Origin of the sequence: Sphingorhabdus sp. (genome assembly GCF_040079335.1) — a bacterium.
Taxonomy (GTDB): domain Bacteria; phylum Pseudomonadota; class Alphaproteobacteria; order Sphingomonadales; family Sphingomonadaceae; genus Sphingorhabdus_B.
The window spans coordinates 20,980-42,066 of the sequence record NZ_JBEBKL010000006.1; the positions used below are offsets into that span (position 1 = coordinate 20,980).

The 21,087-nt window shown below is 59.9% G+C and carries 21 protein-coding genes; 19 read left to right on the forward strand and 2 right to left on the reverse strand.

Annotated elements, in window-relative coordinates:
* The first annotated feature begins 25 nt into the window (after positions 1-25).
* From ABL922_RS03380 to ABL922_RS03455, 16 genes are all read left to right on the forward strand, one after another.
* Positions 26-703, forward strand: a complete 678-nt coding sequence (locus ABL922_RS03380) for a dienelactone hydrolase family protein (protein ID WP_349022790.1) — start codon at positions 26-28, stop codon at positions 701-703.
* Position 704: 1 nt separating this feature from the next.
* Positions 705-1,097, forward strand: a complete 393-nt coding sequence (locus tag ABL922_RS03385) for a hypothetical protein (RefSeq protein WP_349022791.1) — start codon at positions 705-707, stop codon at positions 1,095-1,097.
* On the forward strand, positions 1,097-1,822 hold the full coding sequence (locus ABL922_RS03390; protein ID WP_349022792.1) for a type 1 glutamine amidotransferase domain-containing protein: 726 nt from the start codon (positions 1,097-1,099) through the stop codon (positions 1,820-1,822). Before ABL922_RS03385 ends, ABL922_RS03390 begins: the two co-directional genes overlap by 1 nt.
* Before the next feature lie 74 nt (positions 1,823-1,896).
* Entirely contained in the window at positions 1,897-2,361 is a 465-nt protein-coding gene (locus ABL922_RS03395) for a DUF1203 domain-containing protein (RefSeq protein WP_349022793.1), read from the forward strand.
* A 1-nt stretch (position 2,362) separates the two neighbouring features.
* Positions 2,363-3,379, forward strand: coding sequence for a bifunctional DNA-binding transcriptional regulator/O6-methylguanine-DNA methyltransferase Ada (ada, locus tag ABL922_RS03400; RefSeq protein ID WP_349022794.1), 1,017 nt, complete (start codon positions 2,363-2,365; stop codon positions 3,377-3,379).
* Positions 3,376-4,152, forward strand: coding sequence for an isocitrate lyase/phosphoenolpyruvate mutase family protein (locus tag ABL922_RS03405; RefSeq protein ID WP_349022795.1), 777 nt, complete (start codon positions 3,376-3,378; stop codon positions 4,150-4,152). Before ada ends, ABL922_RS03405 begins: the two co-directional genes overlap by 4 nt.
* A 208-nt stretch (positions 4,153-4,360) precedes the next feature.
* On the forward strand, positions 4,361-5,002 hold the full coding sequence (locus ABL922_RS03410; RefSeq protein WP_349022796.1) for an XrtA/PEP-CTERM system exopolysaccharide export protein: 642 nt from the start codon (positions 4,361-4,363) through the stop codon (positions 5,000-5,002).
* Between the two features lie 21 nt (positions 5,003-5,023).
* Positions 5,024-6,520 carry an XrtA system polysaccharide chain length determinant gene (locus tag ABL922_RS03415; protein ID WP_349022797.1) on the forward strand — a complete coding sequence of 499 codons (1,497 nt, stop codon included), beginning with the start codon at positions 5,024-5,026 and terminating at the stop codon, positions 6,518-6,520.
* A gap of 14 nt (positions 6,521-6,534) precedes the next feature.
* Positions 6,535-7,533, forward strand: a complete 999-nt coding sequence (locus tag ABL922_RS03420; protein WP_349022798.1) for an AAA family ATPase — start codon at positions 6,535-6,537, stop codon at positions 7,531-7,533.
* A 1-nt stretch (position 7,534) separates the two neighbouring features.
* Positions 7,535-9,226 carry a hypothetical protein gene (locus tag ABL922_RS03425; protein ID WP_349022799.1) on the forward strand — a complete coding sequence of 564 codons (1,692 nt, stop codon included), beginning with the start codon at positions 7,535-7,537 and terminating at the stop codon, positions 9,224-9,226.
* Positions 9,227-9,252: 26 nt separating this feature from the next.
* The gene (locus ABL922_RS03430; protein WP_349022800.1) at positions 9,253-10,335 is read left to right on the forward strand and encodes an XrtA/PEP-CTERM system-associated ATPase; all 1,083 of its coding nucleotides are present in this window, start codon (positions 9,253-9,255) and stop codon (positions 10,333-10,335) included.
* A 27-nt stretch (positions 10,336-10,362) separates the two neighbouring features.
* A complete protein-coding gene (locus tag ABL922_RS03435) occupies positions 10,363-11,205 on the forward strand; it encodes an XrtA system polysaccharide deacetylase (protein WP_349022801.1) in 843 nt (280 codons plus the stop codon).
* A complete protein-coding gene (locus tag ABL922_RS03440; protein WP_349022802.1) occupies positions 11,202-12,275 on the forward strand; it encodes a FemAB family XrtA/PEP-CTERM system-associated protein in 1,074 nt (357 codons plus the stop codon). The genes ABL922_RS03435 and ABL922_RS03440 overlap by 4 nt, the downstream gene beginning before the upstream one ends.
* Positions 12,275-13,483 carry a TIGR03087 family PEP-CTERM/XrtA system glycosyltransferase gene (locus tag ABL922_RS03445; RefSeq protein ID WP_349022803.1) on the forward strand — a complete coding sequence of 403 codons (1,209 nt, stop codon included), beginning with the start codon at positions 12,275-12,277 and terminating at the stop codon, positions 13,481-13,483. The genes ABL922_RS03440 and ABL922_RS03445 overlap by 1 nt, the downstream gene beginning before the upstream one ends.
* A complete protein-coding gene (gene xrtA, locus ABL922_RS03450) occupies positions 13,480-14,970 on the forward strand; it encodes an exosortase A (RefSeq protein WP_349022804.1) in 1,491 nt (496 codons plus the stop codon). Before ABL922_RS03445 ends, xrtA begins: the two co-directional genes overlap by 4 nt.
* A gap of 12 nt (positions 14,971-14,982) precedes the next feature.
* Positions 14,983-16,875: an XrtA/PEP-CTERM system amidotransferase gene (locus tag ABL922_RS03455; RefSeq protein ID WP_349022805.1), complete on the forward strand. Its 1,893-nt coding sequence runs from the start codon at positions 14,983-14,985 to the stop codon at positions 16,873-16,875.
* Here ABL922_RS03455 and truA read toward each other — a convergent pair.
* A complete protein-coding gene (gene truA / locus ABL922_RS03460) occupies positions 16,872-17,612 on the reverse strand; it encodes a tRNA pseudouridine(38-40) synthase TruA (RefSeq protein ID WP_349022806.1) in 741 nt (246 codons plus the stop codon). The two genes, ABL922_RS03455 and truA, sit on opposite strands and share 4 nt — an antisense overlap.
* Positions 17,609-18,514: a methionyl-tRNA formyltransferase gene (gene fmt / locus ABL922_RS03465; protein ID WP_349022807.1), complete on the reverse strand. Its 906-nt coding sequence runs from the start codon at positions 18,512-18,514 to the stop codon at positions 17,609-17,611. Before fmt ends, truA begins: the two co-directional genes overlap by 4 nt.
* A 141-nt stretch (positions 18,515-18,655) precedes the next feature.
* On the opposite strand from fmt, the gene recR reads away from it, so the two are divergent.
* From recR to ABL922_RS03480, 3 genes are all read left to right on the forward strand, one after another.
* Complete coding sequence (recR, locus tag ABL922_RS03470; protein ID WP_349022808.1) at positions 18,656-19,252, forward strand: recombination mediator RecR; 597 nt, start codon at positions 18,656-18,658, stop codon at positions 19,250-19,252.
* A gap of 31 nt (positions 19,253-19,283) precedes the next feature.
* Entirely contained in the window at positions 19,284-19,841 is a 558-nt protein-coding gene (gene def, locus ABL922_RS03475) for a peptide deformylase (protein ID WP_349022809.1), read from the forward strand.
* Between the two features lie 231 nt (positions 19,842-20,072).
* Positions 20,073-20,864 carry an enoyl-CoA hydratase-related protein gene (locus ABL922_RS03480; protein WP_349022810.1) on the forward strand — a complete coding sequence of 264 codons (792 nt, stop codon included), beginning with the start codon at positions 20,073-20,075 and terminating at the stop codon, positions 20,862-20,864.
* Positions 20,865-21,087 lie beyond the last annotated feature (223 nt).

Consider the following 21,087-nt stretch of genomic DNA (forward strand, 5'->3'; position numbering starts at 1 on the left):
CCACCGCCTGCTTGGAGAGAATGACATGGCCGAAATGACCAAAATGAAAATGTCTGACGGCGCCGAAATCGCCGTCTATCATGCAGAGGCCGAAGGTCAGCGTAAGGGCGGGCTGGTCCTGATTCAGGAAATTTTCGGCGTCACCGATCATATTCGCGAGCTATGCGATGAATATGCGGCGGATGGCTATGAGGTGCTCTCACCTGCGTTGTTCGACCGTGAGCATCCGGGGTTTGAATGCGACTATACCGGCCCGGAATTTGAACGCGCGGTTGAACTGGCGCGCAAGCTGCACCCTTTTGATCAATCGCTCGCCGACGCGCAGGCCTGCATAGATGCGCTGAAAGACAAAGGTCCGGTTTTCATTACCGGCTACTGCTATGGCGGCTCTGTGGCATGGCGGATGGCGCAGATCAGCCCCGATCTGGCGGCATCGTCATCCTATTATGGCAGCATGGTGCCGACGATCTTTGCCAATGAGGCACCCCGCTGCGCGACCATCGCCCATTTCGGCCGCTTCGACCAAGGCATCCCGATGGAGGGTGTCGAGGCATTGATTGAGAAGGCCCACCCGACCGCGCAGATATTCGTCTATGATGCCAATCACGGCTTCAACAGCGACCGGCGCAAGGATTATCACGAGCCCAGCTCGGAGTTAGCACGGGAGCGTACGCTGGCCCTGTTCACAGCGTGCGGAGGTTGAAATGATCGGTATCTACGCAGCCCACGCCCAAAGCTTTCTGCTTGTCCTCGGGATCATCACCACTTTGGCTTTCGCCTTACCGCTCTTTTTTGCGCCATTAAAATGGGCGCGGTTGATGCTTTTCAAGGTACCCGAAGATACCGATCTGAATGTCTATTTCGGGCGCTGTCTGGGCGCCTTCATCCTCGTTGTCGAAATGATGATCTTTCGTGGGGCCTTTGACCCGGCGATCACCCGAATAACGTTTGACATCCTGTTTGCCGTTTTCGGGATCATGCTGGTGGTGCATCTCTATGGTTGGTTGAAGGAGATTCAGCCCGTGACCGAAAATCTTGAAAATATCATGTGGGCGGTCCTGTTGGTGCTGGCCGCGCTGTTCTATCCGCTGACCTGATGGCGCGCCTACTGATCATCCTTCCGCAGACTGATTTCGATCCCACCGAAGTTGCCGTCCCGTGGAAAGCATGGACTGATGCAGGCCATGTTGTCGCTTTCGCGACGGAAACGGGCGAGGTTGCCGCATGCGATCCGGTGACTTTAACCGGGCAGGGGCTGCCGGTCTGGGCAAAATCGCTGCGCGCGCGGGACGAGAATGTGGTGCTTTATCGCGCGATGGCGCAGTCACCCGCGTATAATGCGCCGCTGCGCTGGAGCGATGCGCATGCTGCCGATTTTGCGCTGGTCCATTTCCCCGGGGGGCATGCGCCGGGGATGAAACCCTATCTGGAAAGCGCCGAAGTGCAGCGCATAGCTCGCGAGGCCTTCGCCGCCGATCAACCAGTATCGACCATTTGCCACGGTGTCATTCCATTGGCCCGCGCGGGTGTCCTCAAAGGACGAAAGACGACAGCGTTGACCGGAATGATGGAAGGGATAGCAGTTGCCCTGACCCGTTCTCGATTGGGCAATCACTATCGCACCTATCCTCAAAGCGTCGAGGACGAGGTGAAGGGCGTGCTGGCAAGTCGCCGCGATTTTGATGCCGGGCCGATTCTTCCGCACTTCGCGACCGAAGCGCAGCCTGAGCGGGGTTTTATCGTTCGGGACGGAAATTATCTGTCGGCGCGCTGGCCGGGTGATGCCTGGACCTTGGCGATGGCGGCGTTAAAACTGGTTTGAACGCAAGAATCGGGACGCGGCACTTAAATCCTGTGGCTAATGGCGGAATCCACATCAAAGATGAGGATAAAGCCATGACCTATAAAATTACCGGACTTACCCCCGCCGCCCATGCACCTCTTTTCGCAATGAGCGATGCTGAACTTGCCGCGATCAATGCCCGGCGCGTGACGGCGGCCAGCAACGGCTTTCCCTGCCGAGTGACGCTTGAGGATGCAAAAGAGGGCGAAAGACTGATCCTCTTCCACCATGTCAGCCATGATGTCGCGACGCCCTATCGCTCGGCTTATGCGGTTTATATCCGCGAAGCCGCGCAGCAGGCTGCCGTTTATGTCGACCAAACTCCTCCGGTGTTTGAAGGCCGCCCGATTGCATTGCGAGGTTTCGATGCGGCAGGCAATTTACGCAATGCAGCGCTGGCTTTGCCCGGTCAGGCTGATATGCGCATTCGCGAACTTTTCGAGGCCGACGAGATTGCCTATATCCATGCCCATAACGCTGCGCATGGATGTTTCTCTGCTGCGATAGAACGGACCTGAGATGATTGACGCCGATACCGCATGGGCCGCTGTATTGCGCCGCGACCGCGGCTTTGACGGGCGCTTTGTAACAGGCGTGCTGACCACCGGAATCTATTGCCGCCCCAGTTGTGCGGCCCGCCATCCGTCGCGCACCAATGTGCGTTTCTTCACCGATGGACCGGCGGCACGGGCAACCGGATTGCGCGCGTGTAAAAGATGCCTGCCCGATGATGCCGGACGCGACGAGGTGGCGATGGCGAAGGCGCTCGATCTGTTGCGTTCAGATGAGCCTCCGGCGCTCGACGAACTGGCGGCGGCGGTCGGCTATGCGCCGCACCATTTCCTTCGGCTTTTCAAGCGTGCGACCGGAGTGACACCTGCCGCCTTTGCCCGCGCCGAACGCGCCAAAAGGGCGACTGCCGCCTTGTCGAGCGAAGAGCGGGTGACCGATGCGATTTACGAGGCTGGCTATTCAGGCCCAAGCCGCTTTTACGAAGACACCAAAGGACGTTTGGGGATGACGCCGAGCGCATGGAAAAATGGCGGGGCAGGGGCGGTCATCCGCTGGGCCGTGGTGCCGACGTCGCTTGGACAAATGCTTGTTGCGGCGACAGAAAAAGGGATTTGCCGCTTATCGTTCGATGAATCCGAAGCGGCGCTGGCAGATCGTTTCCCAAAGGCACAGATTCTGCCCGCTGATGCGACAACACAGACGTTGATCGAGGGCGCGGTGCAGGCGGTCGAAAATCCGTCGCGCATGCCCGACCTGCCGCTTGATGTTGCTGGCACGGCGTTTCAGGAAGCTGTATGGCAGGAGCTGCGCCGGATCCCGATTGGCGAGACGCGGACCTATGCCGATATCGCGGCTGCGGTCGGCAAACCCAAGGCCGTACGTGCGGCAGGTTCGGCCAATGGCGCGAACAATGTCGCGGTGCTGATACCGTGCCACCGCGTTATTCGCACCGACGGAACGCTCGGCGGCTATGCCTATGGGTTGGAACGCAAACGGATTTTGTTAGAAAAGGAAGCGACATGACCAGCAAGATTGAAACATTCGCGCGTTATCACATCCCCGGAAATCCGCTGGTTCTGTTCAACATCTGGGATGCAGGCAGCGCAAAAGCGGTCGCCGAAGCTGGCGCGCAGGCAATCGCCACTGGCAGCTATGGCGTCGCCGAAGCGCAGGGCTTCAAGGATGGCGAGGCGTTCACGCTGGACCTCGCACTGACCAATCTTGCACGCATCGTTGGTGTGACCGACTTACCGGTTACGCTCGATATGGAATCCGGCTATGGCGCGACCGCCGAGGAGGTTGGGCGTTCGGTAGCTGCGGCGCATGCGGCAGGTGCGGTCGGTATCAACCTTGAAGATCGCATGCCGGGGCAGACCGAGCTGACCCCCGTTGCCGAACAAGCGCGCCGGATTGCGGCGGCTGCGGCAAGCGGGATATTTGTAAATGCGCGCTGCGATGTCTTTCGCGGCAAAGCGGCGGACAGTCATGGACCGGAGCTGGTTGAGCAGGTGCTTGAACGCGCACGCGCCTATGCCGGTGCCGGGGCGAATGGCCTGTTTGTTCCTTTCACGACCAACCGCGCCTGCATTGCTGCCATTTGTGAAAGATCGCCATTGCCGGTCAACATCATCTGGACACCCGCCTCTGCCGGGGGTTTCTCCAGTCGCGATGAACTGGCCGAACTCGGCGTTGCCCGGATCAGCCACGGGCATCGACCTTGGGCTGCGGCGATGGACTGGTTGTCAGCGGCGGCGAAGACGGTCCTGTCGGGCAATGCGCCTCCTTATGACGGCTGACTCGACGTCATTCGCTATGCTATAACTTCCGCTATAACGCAGATTTGCGTTAGCTGGCGGATATGGCGGGGTTTTTACATCCCTGGCACTTTAATACTAACGGTCTGTTCACCCTTTTCCGCCATAGGGAATGCGATGCTGTGCGTAGTGCAGCTTTGGATTTCCGCTGGAAACGTCTGGTTTCTGTGCGGGCTGAAAGGGATGTTTGATGAACAAGTCGCTGAAGTTAAAGGCTTTGCTTGCGGTTGGCGCGAGCAGTTTGGCTATCACCGGCTGCTCGTCCACTGGCGGTTCGAACCTGCCAGCGGCGCCCTCGATTCCCTTGCAGCAGCAGGCGAGCGATGAATATCTGATTGGCCCGCTCGACCAGATCACCATTTTCGTCTGGCGCAACCCCGAATTGGGCGCCAAGGTGCAAGTGCGCCCCGATGGCCGCATCACCACCCCGCTGATCACCGACATGCCCGCCGCCGGCAAGACCGCGACGATGTTGCAGCAGGATATCAAGCTGCAGCTTTCGCAATATATCAACGATCCAATCGTCTCGGTGATCGTCAACGAATTTGCCGCGACCAATAATCAGCAGGTGCGGATTGTCGGCGCGACTGAAAAGCCCGCCTCGATCCCGTTCCGCGCCGACATGACGCTGCTCGATGCGATGATCGCCGTGGGCGGACTTTCGGAATATGCCGCAGGCAACAAGGCGCGCCTCGTCCGCTTCAGCAAGGCGACGGGCAAGAGCCAGGAATATGCGTTGCGCATCGGCGATCTGATCAAGCGCGGCGACAGCAAGGCGAATGTCCTCCTTCAACCCGGCGATGTCATCATCATCCCCGAAAGCATGTTCTAAGAAGGTTGGCGGCGTAGCGATATGAACGGATTGTACGACGAACTGCGCATTGCCGTCCACAGCGTGTGGAACCGCCGCTGGCTGGCGCTTGCGATTGCGTGGGGTGTCTGCCTGCTCGGCTGGCTGGTCGTCTCGCTGATCCCCGCCAGCTATGAATCGAGCGCGCGCATCATGGTACGCCCGCAGACGGTGTTGTCCGAAAAGGTCGGCATTACAGCAGGCGAACGCCGCAAGGCGGTTGAACAACTGCAGCAATCGCTCGGGTCCTCCGCCAATCTCGAACGCGTCGTCAAGGGCACCGATCTGGGCCGCACCGTGGTGTCCGAGGCTGAACTGGGTAGCGCGATTTCCGCGCTGCGCCCGAATATCGCGGTGAAGGCCGATCCGACCAATGAAAGCGTTTTCTCGATCACCGCAATGCACAAATCGCCCCGCTTGGCGCGCGATATCGTGCAAAAACTGATCGACATTGCCGAGGAAGAAAATATCGCAGGCGACCGCGCCGAAACCTCAAAAACCCTCAAATTCCTCGATGCCCAGCTAGAGGCGCGGCAAAAGGAATTGGCGGAGGCAGAGGCCAAGCGCGTTGCCTTTGAAACACAGAATCTGGGCATGCTGCCCGGTGCCGGTTCGGCCTCGACCCGCATGGAAGCGGCGCGTGCCGAAATGTCGCAGATCGATTCGCAGCTGATTCAGGCACGCAGTGCCGTGGCCGCGCTAGGCAGCCAGCTTGCCGGAACCCCGCGCAGTCTGGCCGGGGCGGGCGGCGGAGCCAGTCCGCTTGGCTCGGCGCAGAACGACCTCGCCTCGATGAAGGCGCGCGGTTACACCGACGACCATCCCGACGTGATTGCGATCCGCAACCAGATTGCGATCCTGCGCTCGCAAGGTGCAGGTGCGGCGGCAGGTGCGGGCGGGATGCCCAATCCGGCCTATGCCTCGCTGCAGTCGATGCTCGCCGAGCGGCAGGCCTCCGTGACCGCGCTGTCGGCACGCAAAACCGCGCTTCAGGCCGAGATCAGCGACTATACCGCCAAACAGATTTCGCAGCCCGGCCTGTCTGCCGAATATTCGCGCATCAGCCAGGATTATCAGGTGCTGAAAACGCAATATGACAAGCTGCTCGCCGACCGCGAAGCTATCCGCCTGCGCGGGCAGGTCGAAACCGAAACCGGCACGGTGCAGTTCGAAGTTGTCGACCAGCCGGGCGTGCCCTCGTCGCCGTCAAAGCCCAACCGTCCGCTGTTGCTGGCGCTTGTGCTGTTTGCAGGCCTTGGCGCCGGGGCAGGCGCAGCCTTTGCCCTCGGCCCTTTGCAAACCAGCTTCCCGACCGCCGCAAAGCTCGAAAAAGCGAGCGGCCTGCCCGTGATTGGCGCGATTTCGCAGATGCTGACCGGCGCGCAACGCGAAGAACGCAAGCGCAAGATGAAGCTGTTCGTCGGTGGAGCCAGCGGGCTTGTCGGCGTCTTTGCGCTGCTGCTGGTGGTTGAATTCATCCAGCGTGGCATGGCGGCATGAAGGGGCCCGATAAAATGAACAAACATACCCCGATCAAGCCGCCTGCGTCGCTGCTCGAGCGCGCCAATGAGCTGTATGATTTTGGTGCGGCCCTGCGCGGTCCGGCAAAAGAAACCGCCCCGGTTGAACAGCCAATTGCACAACCCGTTGCCGAGCCCGAAACCGTGCAGCAGCCAGCGGCACCCGTTGCCGAGCCCGAAACCGTGCAGCAGCCAGCCGCGCCCGCTGCAGCGCCTGCCGTTTCACCGCCAGTAGCACGCCCTGCGTCAAGCTATGCCAAATCCCGCGTGCATATCGACCGCGTGGCTTTGCGCACTGCCAATTATATCGATCCCGAAGGTCCGGTTACCGGCCTTTCCGAAGAGTTCCGCATCGTCAAGCGCCAGCTGCTTCTCGCCGCGCGCGGTGGCAAGGGCTTTGATCCGATCGAACATGGCGAACGCATCCTGATCTGTTCGGCCAACCCCAATGAGGGCAAGACCTTCTGCGCGGTCAACCTCGCGCTGTCGATGGCGACCGAAAAGGATAATCGCGTGCTCCTCGTCGATGCCGATTTCGCCAAGCCGAGCGTGCTCGCACGGCTCGGAATGGAAAGCGGACGCGGCTTGATGGATGCGCTCGCCGATCCGTCGATCGATGTCGAAGATCTGGTGATCGAAACCGACGTCAACGGATTGTCGGTGCTGCCTGCAGGCGCGCAGACCAATCAGGATACCGAATATCTGGCCGCCGCCCGCACCGCGGCTGTGCTCGACCAGCTGACCCGCCACGATCCGACGCGGATCATCATTTTCGATTCACCGCCCGCACTCGCTGCATCACCCGCATCGGTGCTCGCGCTGCATGTCGGGCAGGCGGTGATGGTCGTGCATGCCGATGTGACCACCGAAAACGCCCTGCGTGATGCGCTGTCGCTGCTCAGCGGCTGCGAGAATATCCAGTTGCTTCTCAATCGTGCCAAATTTTCACCGACCGGACGCAAGTTCGGCAATTACTATGGATATGGAGCGTAATATGCCCAGCCAGACTCTCCCTGCTATCAAACTCTTGCTCGCCTCCGCTGCGCTGATCGCGCTGCCGACGGTTGCGCACGCACAACTGCTCGACACCGACTGGTCGGATGCGGACGAGGGTGCGCCTGCCGCTGACGAGGCACCTGCAAAGGCCAAGAAAGCATCATCACGCCGCGCAGAAATCCGCCCCTATATAGAGGCGCAGCAAGTGTTGCTCGCTGACCTCGACGATGGCGATGTGCTGACCTATTCGACCATCGCGGTCGGGGCGGACATGTCGGTTGCCGAACGTAATGCCGAGGCGCAGGTCAATGTCCGTTATGAACGGTTGATCGGCTGGGACAATGATGTACGTGATCAGGATATCATCAGCGGTTTGGCCCGCGGTTCTGCCCGCGTAACGCGCAATCTGACGATAGAGGCCGGCGCTTACGCCAGCCGTGCGACAATCGACAACCGCGCCGGATCAGCGGGCAGCTTTGTTGGCCGCGAGGATAATGTCAGTCAGGTCTATTCGGTCTATACCGGGCCCAGCTTTGCCGCCCGGGTCGGCGACCTTTCGGTCAACGCCGCCTATCGCGCGGGTTATACCAAGGTTGAAAGCGGCGATGTCGGTCCGTTACCCGCGGGCCAACGTGCCGTGCCGACCTTTGACGATAGCGTCAGCCATGCCGCCGCCGCATCGGTCGGGATGCAGCCGGGCACATTGCCATTTGGCTGGGCGGTAGGCGCAGGCTGGAACCGTGAGGACGCCAGCCAGCTCGACCAGCGCGTTGATGATAAATATGCGCGCGTCGACATCACCGTTCCGGTCAGCCCGACCCTCGCGGTTGTTGGCGGCGTCGGCTATGAAGATGTCCGCATCAGTGAGCGTGATGTGCTGCGCGACAGCCTTGGCGCACCCATTGTCACTCCGGGTGGACGTTATGTCACCGATCCCGCCTCTCCACGGCTGACCGTCTTTGAAAGCGACGGGTTGATCTGGGATGCAGGCGTGATGTGGCGGCCCAGCCGTCGCACCTCGCTTGAGGCGCGCTATGGCCACCGCTATGGCAGCGACACTTATATCGGCAGCTTCAACTACACACCGACCGAGCGCATGGCGGTCAATGTTTCGGTCTATGACACGATTTCGGGTTTCGGCGGCTCGCTTAACCGCACGCTGGCGGCCTTGCCGACGCAATTCACCACGATCCGCAACCCGCTGTCGGGCGATCTGGGCAGCTGCACCTTTGGCAATGGCGGCACCACCTGCTTCAACAATTCGCTCAATTCTCTACGCCCGGTGGCCTTCCGTTCGCGCGGAATTCAGGCGTCTGCGGTCACCAACAGCGCAGGCTGGGATACCGGTCTTGCCATCGGTTATAACCGTAACAAATATTTGACCTCGGCCATCGGCGCGCTGCCCGAAATGTCCGGAATTATCGATGAAAACTATTATGTCGCAGGCTATCTGGGGCGCGATCTCGATCGCCGGTCGCGCTTTGAGACAAATGTTTACGGCAATTATGTCGATCCGGGTTTCACGCTCGCACCCGATGTCTATAGTGTTGGTGCCAATGCGGCCTATTATCGTCAGATATGGCGCGGTCTGACCGCAGGCGCGGCGCTCGGTATCGACAGCGTGAAGCCCGAAGATACCGATGGTGACGTCACTGCATCGGCGTTGCTCGGTCTTCGCTATAGTTTTTAAGTCTATCTGACAGGGAAGATAAGACCATGTACGATCAATATTACGGCCTGTCGGGACGCCCTTTCCAGCTGACGCCTGACCCGCATTATTATTTCGAGAGCGGAACGCATCGCAAGGCGCTGTCCTATCTCGGCTATGGCCTGGCGCAGGGCGAAGGCTTCATCGTCATTACCGGTGAGGTGGGGTCGGGCAAGTCGACGCTGGTTAGCCATTTGATGCAGACGATCGACAAGGCGCGGCTGACCGCGGCGACAATCGTCACCAGCCAGCTCGACGCCGTCGATCTGGTGCAGATGACCGCCGAAAGCTTTGGCATCGACACGCGCGGGATGGACAAGGCCGCCGCACTAAAGGCGATCGAGAATTTCCTGCATGCCGAGGCACGCGCTGGTCGCCGTTGCCTGCTGGTGGTGGATGAGGCGCAGAATTTGACGGTCGATGCGCTCGAAGAATTGCGCATGCTGTCGAATTTCCAATTGGGTTCGACCGCGTTGCTGCAGATATTCCTGCTCGGCCAGCCCGAATTCCGCAACCTGTTGCAGACCGCGCCCGAACTGGAGCAGTTGCGCCAGCGGGTGATCGCAACGCACCATCTGGAAGCGATGGATGCCGACGAAGTGCAGCCCTATATCGAACATCGCCTGAAGTGCGCTGGCTGGACTGGCCGCCCGCAATTGACCGCCGATGCCTATGATGCGCTCTACAATGAAACCGGTGGCGTTCCGCGCAAGTTGAACGCGGTGATGAACCGTTGCCTGTTGATGGGTGCTGTCGAGCAGACCGATACCATCGACGGCGCACTGGTTGGTGCAGTTATCGTCGATATGAACGGCAAGCCGTTCGAATATGATGCGACGATGGCGTCGCAAGCGCCCTTTGCCGAACCGGTTGCCACTAAGACCGCGCCCGTCGCCGCCATGGCGCAGCCTGTCGTGGCTGCCGCTGATACGGCACATTATCAGGCGCTGGCATCGCGCATCGACCAGCTTGAGGCGCGCATGGCGTCGCAGGATGTTACCATGCGCAGGGTGCTTGCCATGCTGATCGATTGGATGGAAAAGGAAAACCAGTCGCTAGCCGCTCGGATGCGGGATATGCGCGCAGCCTGATCTTTAAAGGATGAAGGACTTTATCCTTTGTACAATGCTTTGTCGGTCGATGTTGAAGACTGGTTTCAAGTCGGGGCGTTCGAGAATGTAATCTCGCGCGACAGTTGGGACACGCGCGAATGCCGTGTCGAACGCAACACCGATGCGCTGCTGTCGATGTTTAGCGATGCGGGAATCAAGGCGACCTTCTTTACCTTGGGCTGGGTAGCCGAGCGCTACCCGGCACTTATCCGGCGGATTGCCGATGCCGGACATGAGTTGGGCAATCATGGCCAGAACCATGATCGGGTATTCACATTCACGCCGCAACAGTTTGCGGCCGATCTGGATCGTTCGCGCAAGTCCATCGAAGATGCGGGCGGCGTTGCGGTGCGCGGCTATCGCGCGCCGAGTTTCTCGATCAACCCGAACACGCCTTGGGCGCACGAAATCATGGCCGAGCAGGGCTATGCCTATTCGTCGAGCATCAATCCTATAGCGCACGATCATTATGGCTGGGCAGACGCCCCGCGTTTTGCCTTTAACCCAATATCCGGCAGCGATTTTGTCGAAATCCCCGTGACCACCGCGATGCTGGGTCCAAAACGTATCGCGGCGGGCGGTGGCGGCTTTTTCCGGCTGCTGCCCTATGCCTATTCGCGCTGGGCGGTGCGTCAGGTGAATGCAGAGGCACGCCCCGGTGTCATCTATTTCCATCCGTGGGAAATCGACCCGGACCAGCCACGCGTCGCCAATGCTCCGCTCAAATCGAAGCTGCGCCATTATACCAAGCTCGACGCGATGGCAGGCAAGTTGAAACGGCTGATCGGCGATTTCAAATGGGATCGGCTCGACCGCATCGTCGAACAGGAAAAGGCGAAGTTCGCATGAATGCACCGCTGGTCCATGAAAAGCTGGCGGTGCGACAAGTCGATCTGAATGCTGCCGATGAGGCGGCCCGGATCGATGCTTGGGTGCGCATCCAACCCGGCGCAACGCCGTTCCATTTGCCGCGCTGGCTGACAGCGATTGAACGCGGTACGGGTAACAAGGCCTATTGTCTTGTGGCCGAGAATGAGGTGGGCCAGTTGGCCGGGATGGTGCCGTTGCACGCCGTCGGCTCGCCGCTATTCGGGCGCGCAATGGTCTCGAGCGGTTTTGCGGTTGGCGGCGGGATATTGGCGCTGTCGCAGGGTGTGGCGGACCGGTTGGCCGATGCGGTTTGGGAATTGGCGATTGCGCTCAAATGCCCGACCGCCGAACTGCGCGGCGGGGCCATCCCGCATCAGGGCTGGACTATCCAGAGTGATGCATATGCGAATTTCGAGCGCGAACTGGCAGCGGATGACGAGGCGCAACTGCTCGCCATTCCGCGCAAACAACGCGCCGAGGTGCGCAAGGGGCTCGAGAAGGGGTTGGTTGTCGAAACCGGCAACGCACAGCGCGATCTCGACTGGCACTACCGCGTCTATGCCGAAAGCGTGCGTAATCTTGGTACACCGGTGTTCCCACGCGCGCTGATGGCGGAGACGCTGAAGGCCTTTGGCGACGAAGCCGATATCCTGACGGTGCTATCAGATGGGAAGCCAGTGGCGAGCGTGCTCAGCCTGTATTTCAACGGCGCAGTCATGCCATATTGGGGTGGCGGCGTGTGGCAGGCACGGGCGCTGCGCGCCAATGATGTGATGTATTATGCGCTGATGAACCATGCAAGACAGCGCGGTTGCACACGCTTTGACTTCGGGCGCTCGAAAGTAGATAGTGGAGCCTATTTCTTCAAGAAAAACTGGGGGTTCGAGCCTGAACCTCTGTCTTATTCTACGCGTACTGCCGATGGCTCACCGCCACGTGACGTCAATCCGAACAGTGCAAAATATAGGTCAGTTGTCTCTGCATGGCAGAAATTGCCAATGCCGATAGCAAATCTGATCGGCCCCTGGATTTCCAGAGGATTGGGTTGATGCGCGAGATATTGTTCCTCGCCCACCGCGTCCCCTGGCCCCCGGACCGCGGCGACAAGATTCGTTCCTTCCATATCCTCAAAAAGCTGCAGTCGATGGCCCCGGTACATGTCGGTGCCTTTGCTGATGACACCCGCGACGTCGAGTGTGCCGAAGCCGAAGCCGAACGGACCGGGCTCGCCTCGTTACATGTTGAACTGCGCGATAAGCCGCAGTGGTTTTCGGGCATCGAAGCATTGGCCAGCGGCAAACCGGTTTCGCTGACATCCTTCGGTTCGAAGGCGATGCGGGATTGGGTCAATGAGCGGCTGGCAAGTGGTGCGATCAGCCACATTTTGGTCTTTTCAGGCCAGATGGCGCAATATGTGCCCGCCGATTTCGACGGTCGTTTCATCATGGACTTTGTCGACGTCGATAGCGCTAAATTCGAAAGCTATGCCGGCGACGGCAATGCGATGATGCGATGGGTCTATGAACGCGAAGGCAAAAAACTAGCCGATTTTGAAGCTGAAATCGCCCAGCGCGCCGATGCCAGCCTGTTTGTCAGCGTGGCCGAAGTCAAGCTGTTTCAGGAGCGCAGCGGCGCCAAAAATGTCGCGGCATTGGGCAACGGCATCGACACGGTTTTTTACGATCCCAACGCGAAGTATAAGAAACTCCATCCGGTCTTCGCCGATCCGTTGATCGTTTTCACCGGCCAGATGGACTATCGCCCCAATATCGAAGCCGTCAGCGATTTTGCCCGCAATGCTTTACCCGCCATCCGAGAAGCACATCCCGAAACCACCTTTGCCATTGTCGGACGCAATCCGACACCGGCGGTGGTCGAACTGTCGGCTCTGCCCGGTGTGCAGGTGACCGGAGCAGTCGACGATGTGCGCACATGGCTTGCCGGGGCGGATGTCGTTGTTGCCCCTTTGCGGATTGCGCGTGGCATCCAGAACAAGGTGCTCGAGGCGATGGCGATGGCCAAGCCGGTCGTGGCGTCGACGGCGGCTGCGGAAGGCATCGACGCGGTTGATGGCGAACATCTGCTAGTTGCGCGCGATGTGTCAGATGAGGCAGCCAAGGTTTCGGCTCTGCTTTCCGATACCGATGAACGCTTGCGCCTTGGTGCGGCGGCGCGTGCGCATGTGATTGCCCACTATGGCTGGGATGCACAACTGGCTCCGCTTGATTCACTGATGGAAGTCGGAGCGGCGAAATGACCGCCCTATGGCGCGAAGCGCTGGTGCGGCTTGGCATTGTCTGGACTGCCATGCTTGCCCTGTTCTGGCGCGATGCGGCGGACATGGCGGCGATCTGGTGGAACAGCTCGACCTTCAATCATTGTTTGCTGATCATCCCCATCCTGTGGTGGCTGGTCGACCAGCGCAAGGCGGAACTGGCGAAGCTTGAACCAAGGCCTTGGGCGCTGCCCTTGCTCTGGATTGCTGCTGCCGCCTTTGGTTGGCTGCTGGGTGATGCTGCCGGAGTCGGGTTGGCGCGACATGCCGGGCTGGTGATGCTGCTGCAGGGCAGCGTCGCCTTGTTGCTCGGGCCTGCCGTGACACGCGGGCTGCTTTTCCCGCTCTTCTACATGTTCTTCCTTGTGCCTTTTGGGGAGGAATTCGTCCCTGCCTTGCAGACCATCACCGCCGAAATGTGCATGTGGCTGCTGGGATTGACGGGGATACCCGCGCATATTGACGGTATCTATATCGCAACCCCGACCGCGCTGTTCCGCGTGGCGGAGGCCTGTTCGGGCATGAAATTCCTTGTCGCGATGGTGGCATTGGGCGCGCTAGTCTCAAACCTGTGCTTCAAAAGCTGGTCGCGCCGGATTGCCTTCATGGCGGCATGTATCGTCATCCCAATTATTGCCAATGGCCTGCGCGCCTTCGCGACGATCTACATCGCGCATCACGGCAATCTCGATTTTGCTGCGAGCTTTGACCATGTGGTTTTTGGTTGGGTCTTTTTCGGCATCGTGATCGCCTTGGTGATGGCGGCAGGCTGGCCTTTTTTCGATCGGGCGGCGGATGCGCAGGCGATTGATGCTGATAAGCTCAAGCAGGTCACAGGTCTTCCGATGAAGCCCGTTGCTGCAATTGTCGCACTGGCCGCAACAGTGCTGCTGCCGGTGGGGTGGAGCACCTACATTGCCAACCGCGCCTCGCCGGTTCCAGCACAGATTGACCTACCAGAGTTGGCAGGTTGGACGCGCGTCGATTACCGGCCAGCACATCCGTGGAAGCCACATTTCGTCAAAGCCAACCACATGTTGCTCGGCCGCTATCGCGATGCGCAGGGCCACAAGGTCGATCTTTCAGTTGCCGTTTATGATCGCCAGTCCGAAGGACGCGAACTGGTCGGCTTCGGGCAGGGTGCTGCAGGTGACTCAAGCGACTGGTCATGGATCGAGGGTTGCGATGCACCCGCCAATGCCCGCTGCGAACGGATTGGCACCAAGGACCAGTACCACCGTGAAGTCGTCAGCTTCTATCGTGTGAATGGCACCACCAGCGGCTCGGGCGCGGCGATTAAGCTGGCGACCCTTAAGGCTAAATTGCTGGGTGGAAACCAGCAGGCGGTGGCAATTCTGGTCTCTGCAGAGCAAAAGGGTCGCGAAAATCCGCGCCCGGCCATCGACTCGTTCCTCAAATCGATTCGGGATATCGATAAACTGGCTGACCGCATGGCTGGACTAGACTAAGGCGCTGGCATCATGTGCGGCATCGCCGGTATCTTCCATGTCGAGAGCTCTAAGCCGGTCGACCCCGAACGCCTCAGGCGGATGACCGATGCGATTGCGCATCGCGGGCCTGACGGGTCGGGTGTGTGGACAGCGCCCGGAATAGGATTGGGGCATCGCCGCCTGTCGATCATCGATCTGGGCGGTGGCGCGCAGCCGATGCTGACCGAGGATGCGGGTTATGCGCTCTCCTTCAACGGCGAAATCTACAATTTCCAAGAATTGCGTAAGGAACTGGAGGCGCTCGGCCACCAATTCCGCACGCACAGCGATAGCGAAGTCATATTGGAGGCCTATCGCGCATGGGGCCCGCAGTGTGTCGAACGGCTGCACGGCATGTTCGTGTTCGCACTTTATGATCAGGCCACCCGGCAGTTGCTACTGGCGCGCGACCGGCTAGGGGTGAAACCGCTGTACCATGCGCGTTTGGCCGACGGCAGCATCATCTTCGGCTCAGAACTCAAGGCGCTGCTCGAACATCCCGCGCTACGGCGGGAGCCCGATCTGGCGATGGTCGATGACTTTCTGGCCTTCGGCTATGTCCCCGATCATGGCTGCATCGTGGCCGGTGTACAGAAGCTAGCAGCCGGCCATTATTGGCTGCTGACCCAAGGCAAGCCCGAGCCTGCGCCGACCCAATATTGGGACCTTGATTTTTCAAACCGTATTCGCGGCAGCGAAGCTGAATTGCAGGAAGAGTTGCTCCGGCTGATGCGGCAGGCGGTGCTCAGCCGCATGGTCGCCGATGTGCCTTTAGGGGCGTTCCTGTCGGGCGGCGTCGATAGCAGCAGCGTCGTGGCGTTGATGGCGGAGGCGTCGCGGATGCCGGTCAAAACATGCTCGATAGGCTTCGATGTCAGTGAGCTGGATGAGAGCGAATATGCCAGCCGCATCGCCAAGCGGTTCCTGACCGACCATCATAGCAAGACCGTCGCCGCCGACGATTTCGGCTTGATTGATACGCTCGCTTTCCATTTCGACGAGCCCTTTGCCGATGCCTCGGCGCTGCCCACTTACCGCGTCTGCGAAATGGCGCGCGAGCATGTGACGGTGGCGCTGTCGGGTGACGGCGCGGACGAGGCGCTGGCCGGATATCGCCGCCACGTCTTCCACCACGGCGAAGAACGGATGCGCAGCCTGTTGCCGCAATCGGTGCGCGGTTCCTTGTTCGGGACGCTTGGAGCACTTTATCCCAAGGCCGATTGGGCGCCACGTCCGTTGCGCGCCAAGACGACCCTGCTGTCGCTCGCGCGCACCGGGGCCGAGGGCTATGCCGAGGCGGTTGGTGTCACTCCGCCGCATCTCCGCGACCGGCTTTATTCGCATCGCACCCATCAGTTGCTGCGCGGCTATCGCGCCGAATATCATATGCATCGGTTGATGAAAAATGCCCCGGCGCGCAGCGGTCTCGATCAAGCGCAATATGCCGATATGAAGCTTTGGCTGCCGGGTGATATCCTGACCAAGGTAGATCGCACCAGCATGGCGGTGGGGCTGGAGGCGCGTGAGCCGCTGTTGGACCACCGCTTGCTCGAATTTGCGGCGAGCCTGCCCGAGAATATGCGCGTGCGGCGCGGGCAGGGCAAATGGCTTATGAAGCGGACGATGGAACGCTATCTACCTGAAGACATCCTCTACCGGCCCAAAATGGGTTTTGTGACGCCGATTGCGCAATGGTTTCGCGGGCCACTGGCCGAAACGGCGCGGGGGATTGCATCGAAAACTACGCTTGCGCGCACAGGCTGGTTTGACAGCGCGGAAATCGCCCGGATTGCCGAGGAGCATATTGGCGGTCGTTCGGATCACAGCCGATTGTTGTGGCAATTGTTGATGCTTGAGAAATCGATCAGCCGGATTTTCGGCTAGGGATAAACCGCCCTCACAAAATACAATCCATCGGGCGGCGCATTGAACGCGAGCGCAGCGCGATCTTTGGCTTCCAATGCCCTTTGCAGATCGTCCGCGCTCCACCGTCCCATGCCGACAAAGGCTAGGCAGCCGACCATCGAGCGCACCTGATGGTGCAAGAAGCTGCGCGCTGCAGCCTCGATCAGAACATGTTCGCCTTCGCGCCGCACATCGAGCCGGTCGAGAGTTTTGACCGGGCTTTCGGACTGGCAATGTGCCGAGCGGAAGGTGGTGAAATCATGCAGGCCGACCAGCCGCTGGGCTGCTGTGTGCATCGCCTCTGCATCCAGTGGCTGCGGTATCTTCCACGCCCTGTGCGATTCGAGGGCCAGCGGCGCGCGGCGGTTGGCGATGCGATAGACATATTCGCGGCCGATGCATGAAAAACGCGCGTGCCAGTCGTCGGCAACCACTTCGCAGTCAAGAATGGCTATCGGCTCGGGTCGCAATTGCGCGTTCACTGCTTCCATCAGGCGGAAGGGTTCGATGGCTTTTTCGATATCGCTATGCGCGCGCATGCCCAAGGCATGGACCCCGGCATCGGTGCGGCCTGCGGCGTGCACTGCGGCTTCCTCTCCGGTGACGCGCGCAATAGCCTTCTCGATCGACTGCTGCACCGATGGGCCATGCCCCTGCCGCTGCCAGCCCATGTAGGGCGTGCCATCAAATTCGGCGGTGAAGGCGAAGCGGGTCATGTGAGGATGGTGTCGACCGGAATAGCATTGCCGCGGAGGAAATCCGCAAGCGGCATGACGGGCTTACCCGCTCGCTGTATGAGATTCGGGCGAATGGCTCCGGTTGCGCAGGCGATGGTAAGCTGGTCGTCGACGACGGTTCCATTTACTCCACCTGCTTCCACAATATCCGCCGCCAAAATCCGATATCGCTTGCCCTCAAACTCAATGAACGCCCCCGGCACAGGGTTGAATGCACGGATCTGTCGTTCCAACGCATCCGCGCTCTGGCTGAAATCCAGTCTGGCTTCGCTCTTGTCGATCTTCCGGGCATAGGTCACGCCGCCTTCAGGCTGTGCAATCGCAGGATGGCTGTCGATGTCTGCAAGGACCTCGACCATCAGTCCGGCACCCAGTCGCGCCAGTTCTCGAGTCAGTTCGCCAGCCGTTTTGCGGTCGATCGGCGTCCGCGCCGTCGCGCGCACCGGCCCGGTATCGAGCCCGGCCTCCATCTGCATCACCATGACTCCCGTTTCGGCATCCCCCGCCAAGATTGCCCGCTGCACGGGTGCTGCACCGCGCCAGCAGGGGAGGAGTGAACCATGAACATTGAGGCAGCCATATTTGGGCGCGTCGAGGATAGGCTGGGGAAGAAGAAGGCCATAAGCGGCCACAATGGCGGCTTCAGCATTGAGTGCTGCAAAAGCGGCCTGTTCGTCGGCGCCTTTCAGCGAGACCGGCGTGCGCACCTCCAGCCCTATTTCCTCTGCGCGCGCATGCACTGCGGAGGGTGTCAGCTTCTTTCCGCGATTGGCGGGGCGCGGTGGCTGCGAATAGACCGCCACCACATCATGCCCCGCTTCGACCAGCGCGTTCAGCGTCGGTACGGCAAAATCCGGGGTTCCCATGAATATCAGGCGCATTTTGGTTCCAGCTCATACCGTAGCCCTGAGCCTGTCGAAGGGCGCCTTAAAGGATAGCGCAAACCGTGAACCGGCCTTCGACAGGCTCAGGCCTGCGGTTTATTCTTCAAACTTGTGGAGGATGCCGATAAGGCCCATCCTATGGCATCGCAAGAAATAGACGCATTGGCACAGGCATTGTCGCGGCTTCCCGGCCTCGGCCCGCGCTCGGCCCGCCGCGTCGTGCTGCATTTGATGAAAAAGCGCGAGACGGTGTTGCAACCATTGCTGCGTGCGCTCGAAATGGTCGAGGAACGGCTCAAGACCTGTGCAACCTGCGGCAATCTCGACACCAGCGATCCGTGCGGCGTCTGCGCCGATGCGCGCCGCGATACCCGCGCGCTGTGCGTGGTCGAAGATGTGTCGGACCTGTGGGCGCTCGATCGGTCGCGCCTATTTCCGGGAAAATATCATGTGCTTGGCGGGCGGCTATCGGCGCTCGATGGCGTGCGGCCCGAGGATCTCAATATCGACGGCCTGGTCGCTCGCGTTGCGGAAGGCGGCATTGACGAAGTGGTGCTCGCGATGAACGCGACGCTCGAAGGCCAGACCACGGCACATTATCTTGCCGAGCGGCTGGAAAGCTATCCCATCCGCTTGACGCAACTCGCACATGGCGTGCCCGTTGGTGGCGAACTCGACTATCTCGATGAAGGCACATTGGCGCAGGCGTTGCGCGCGCGGCGTCCGGTCGGTTGACGCTGGCCCGCCCAGTCCCTATTTTAGCGCCATGGCCATACTCCCTATCCTCGAAGTGCCCGATCCGCGGCTCAAAATCATCTCGACCCCCGTCACCGAATTTGACGATGGGTTGAAAAAGCTTGTCGAGGATATGTTCGACACGATGTACGACGCGCCAGGTATCGGGCTGGCCGCGATCCAGGTGGGCGTGCCCAAGCGCATTTTGGTTATCGACCTTCAGGAACCCGCCGAGCATGACCATGAGCATGGCGAGCATTGCAACCACGACCATGAAGTCGTGCGCAACCCGCGAATCTTCATCAATCCCGAAATCCTCGATCCGTCCGAAGACTATTCGGTTTACACAGAGGGCTGCCTTTCGGTTCCCGACCAATATGCCGAGGTCGAACGTCCTGCCTCCATCCGTGCCCGCTGGCAAGATCTGGATGGCAAGGTGCATGAAGAAGAGATGGAAGGGTTGATGGCCACCTGCCTGCAACACGAGATGGATCATCTCGAAGGCATTCTCTTCATCGATCACCTGTCGCGCTTGAAACGCCAGATGGTGCTCAAGAAGCTGGAAAAGCAGCGCAGAACCGCGGCTTGAACCTGTTGATTCAAGCGAAGGGCATCTTCGCGAACGAAACGCGCTGGTCGAAGCTCGATGCTAGGCTGACAAATTTCAACTCACAGCTTCCTGTTCACTGTAGAACACCACCAACTACCGAATTGCATGATGTTATTGCATCCGCAGGGTGTTTCGCTACGCAACGACCGAGCGAATGGGCCAATTAGGGCCTTCAACCGCCTGGAAGAGCCCGATATACGGGAGTGCATAATGAGTGCAGATGTCAGTTACGAAGTATCGGATGGCGTTGCGACGCTGACGTTGAATCGGCCCGAGCGCATGAACACCATCTCCGGCCCGATGCTTGATGAGCTGACCCGTCTTTTGGTGAAGGCTGGCGAAGACGGCGAAGTACGCGTGATCGTCTTGACTGGAACCGGTCGCGCCTTCTGCGCCGGGCTGGATTTGGGTCAGGCGCAAAAAGGAGAGGGTATTGGCTCGTCTTCGGCCACTTTCAACGCAACGATCGACCTTCGGAATACTCCGCCTACTGTCCTGCACGCGCTGGACAAACCGGTTATCGCGGCGCTCAATGGATCTGCCGCCGGCTATGGCATGGATCTCGCGCTGGGCTGTGACATCCGCGTGATGGCGTCGGATGCCAAACTGGCGGCTGCTTTTGTAAAAAGGGGTGTGCTGCCCGAATCGGGCGGCACCTGGTTCCTGCCGCGTATGCTCGGCTGGGCGAAGGCGGCAGAGATCATCTTCACCGGACGCACGCTTTCGGCCGATGATTGCCTGAAGGAAGGGCTGGCCAATGAAGTTGTGCCGGGCGAGCAGGTTGCGTCGCGTGCACGGGAGCTGGCGCTAGAAATTGCCAATAACGCGCCTTTGGCGGTGCAGGGTGCAAAGCGGCTGATGCGGATGGGAATGGACGAAACTTTCGACACCCATGTGCAACATGTCTATCTCCAGTTGCTGCCTTTGTTTCAGAGTTCCGATTTCAAGGAAGGTATTGCCAGCTTCATGGAAAAGCGTCCGGCAAAGTTCACTGGCAGTTGAGACCGGTTAGGCCGACGACCGAGAACATCTGATCAGCCCGATTTCGCTGCAGCAAGCTGGTCTGGACGGACGATATTTTGGAGATGGCGCACCTTGGAGGAGAAAGTTCGAAACTTCTCTTCAAGGTGTTAGCGGAGTGGAACCACGCTCTTAGCCATACGTCAATCGCTTCTGATACCCCACCGGCCAATGGCAATGCGCCTTCCGTCAAGGTCAAATCGCC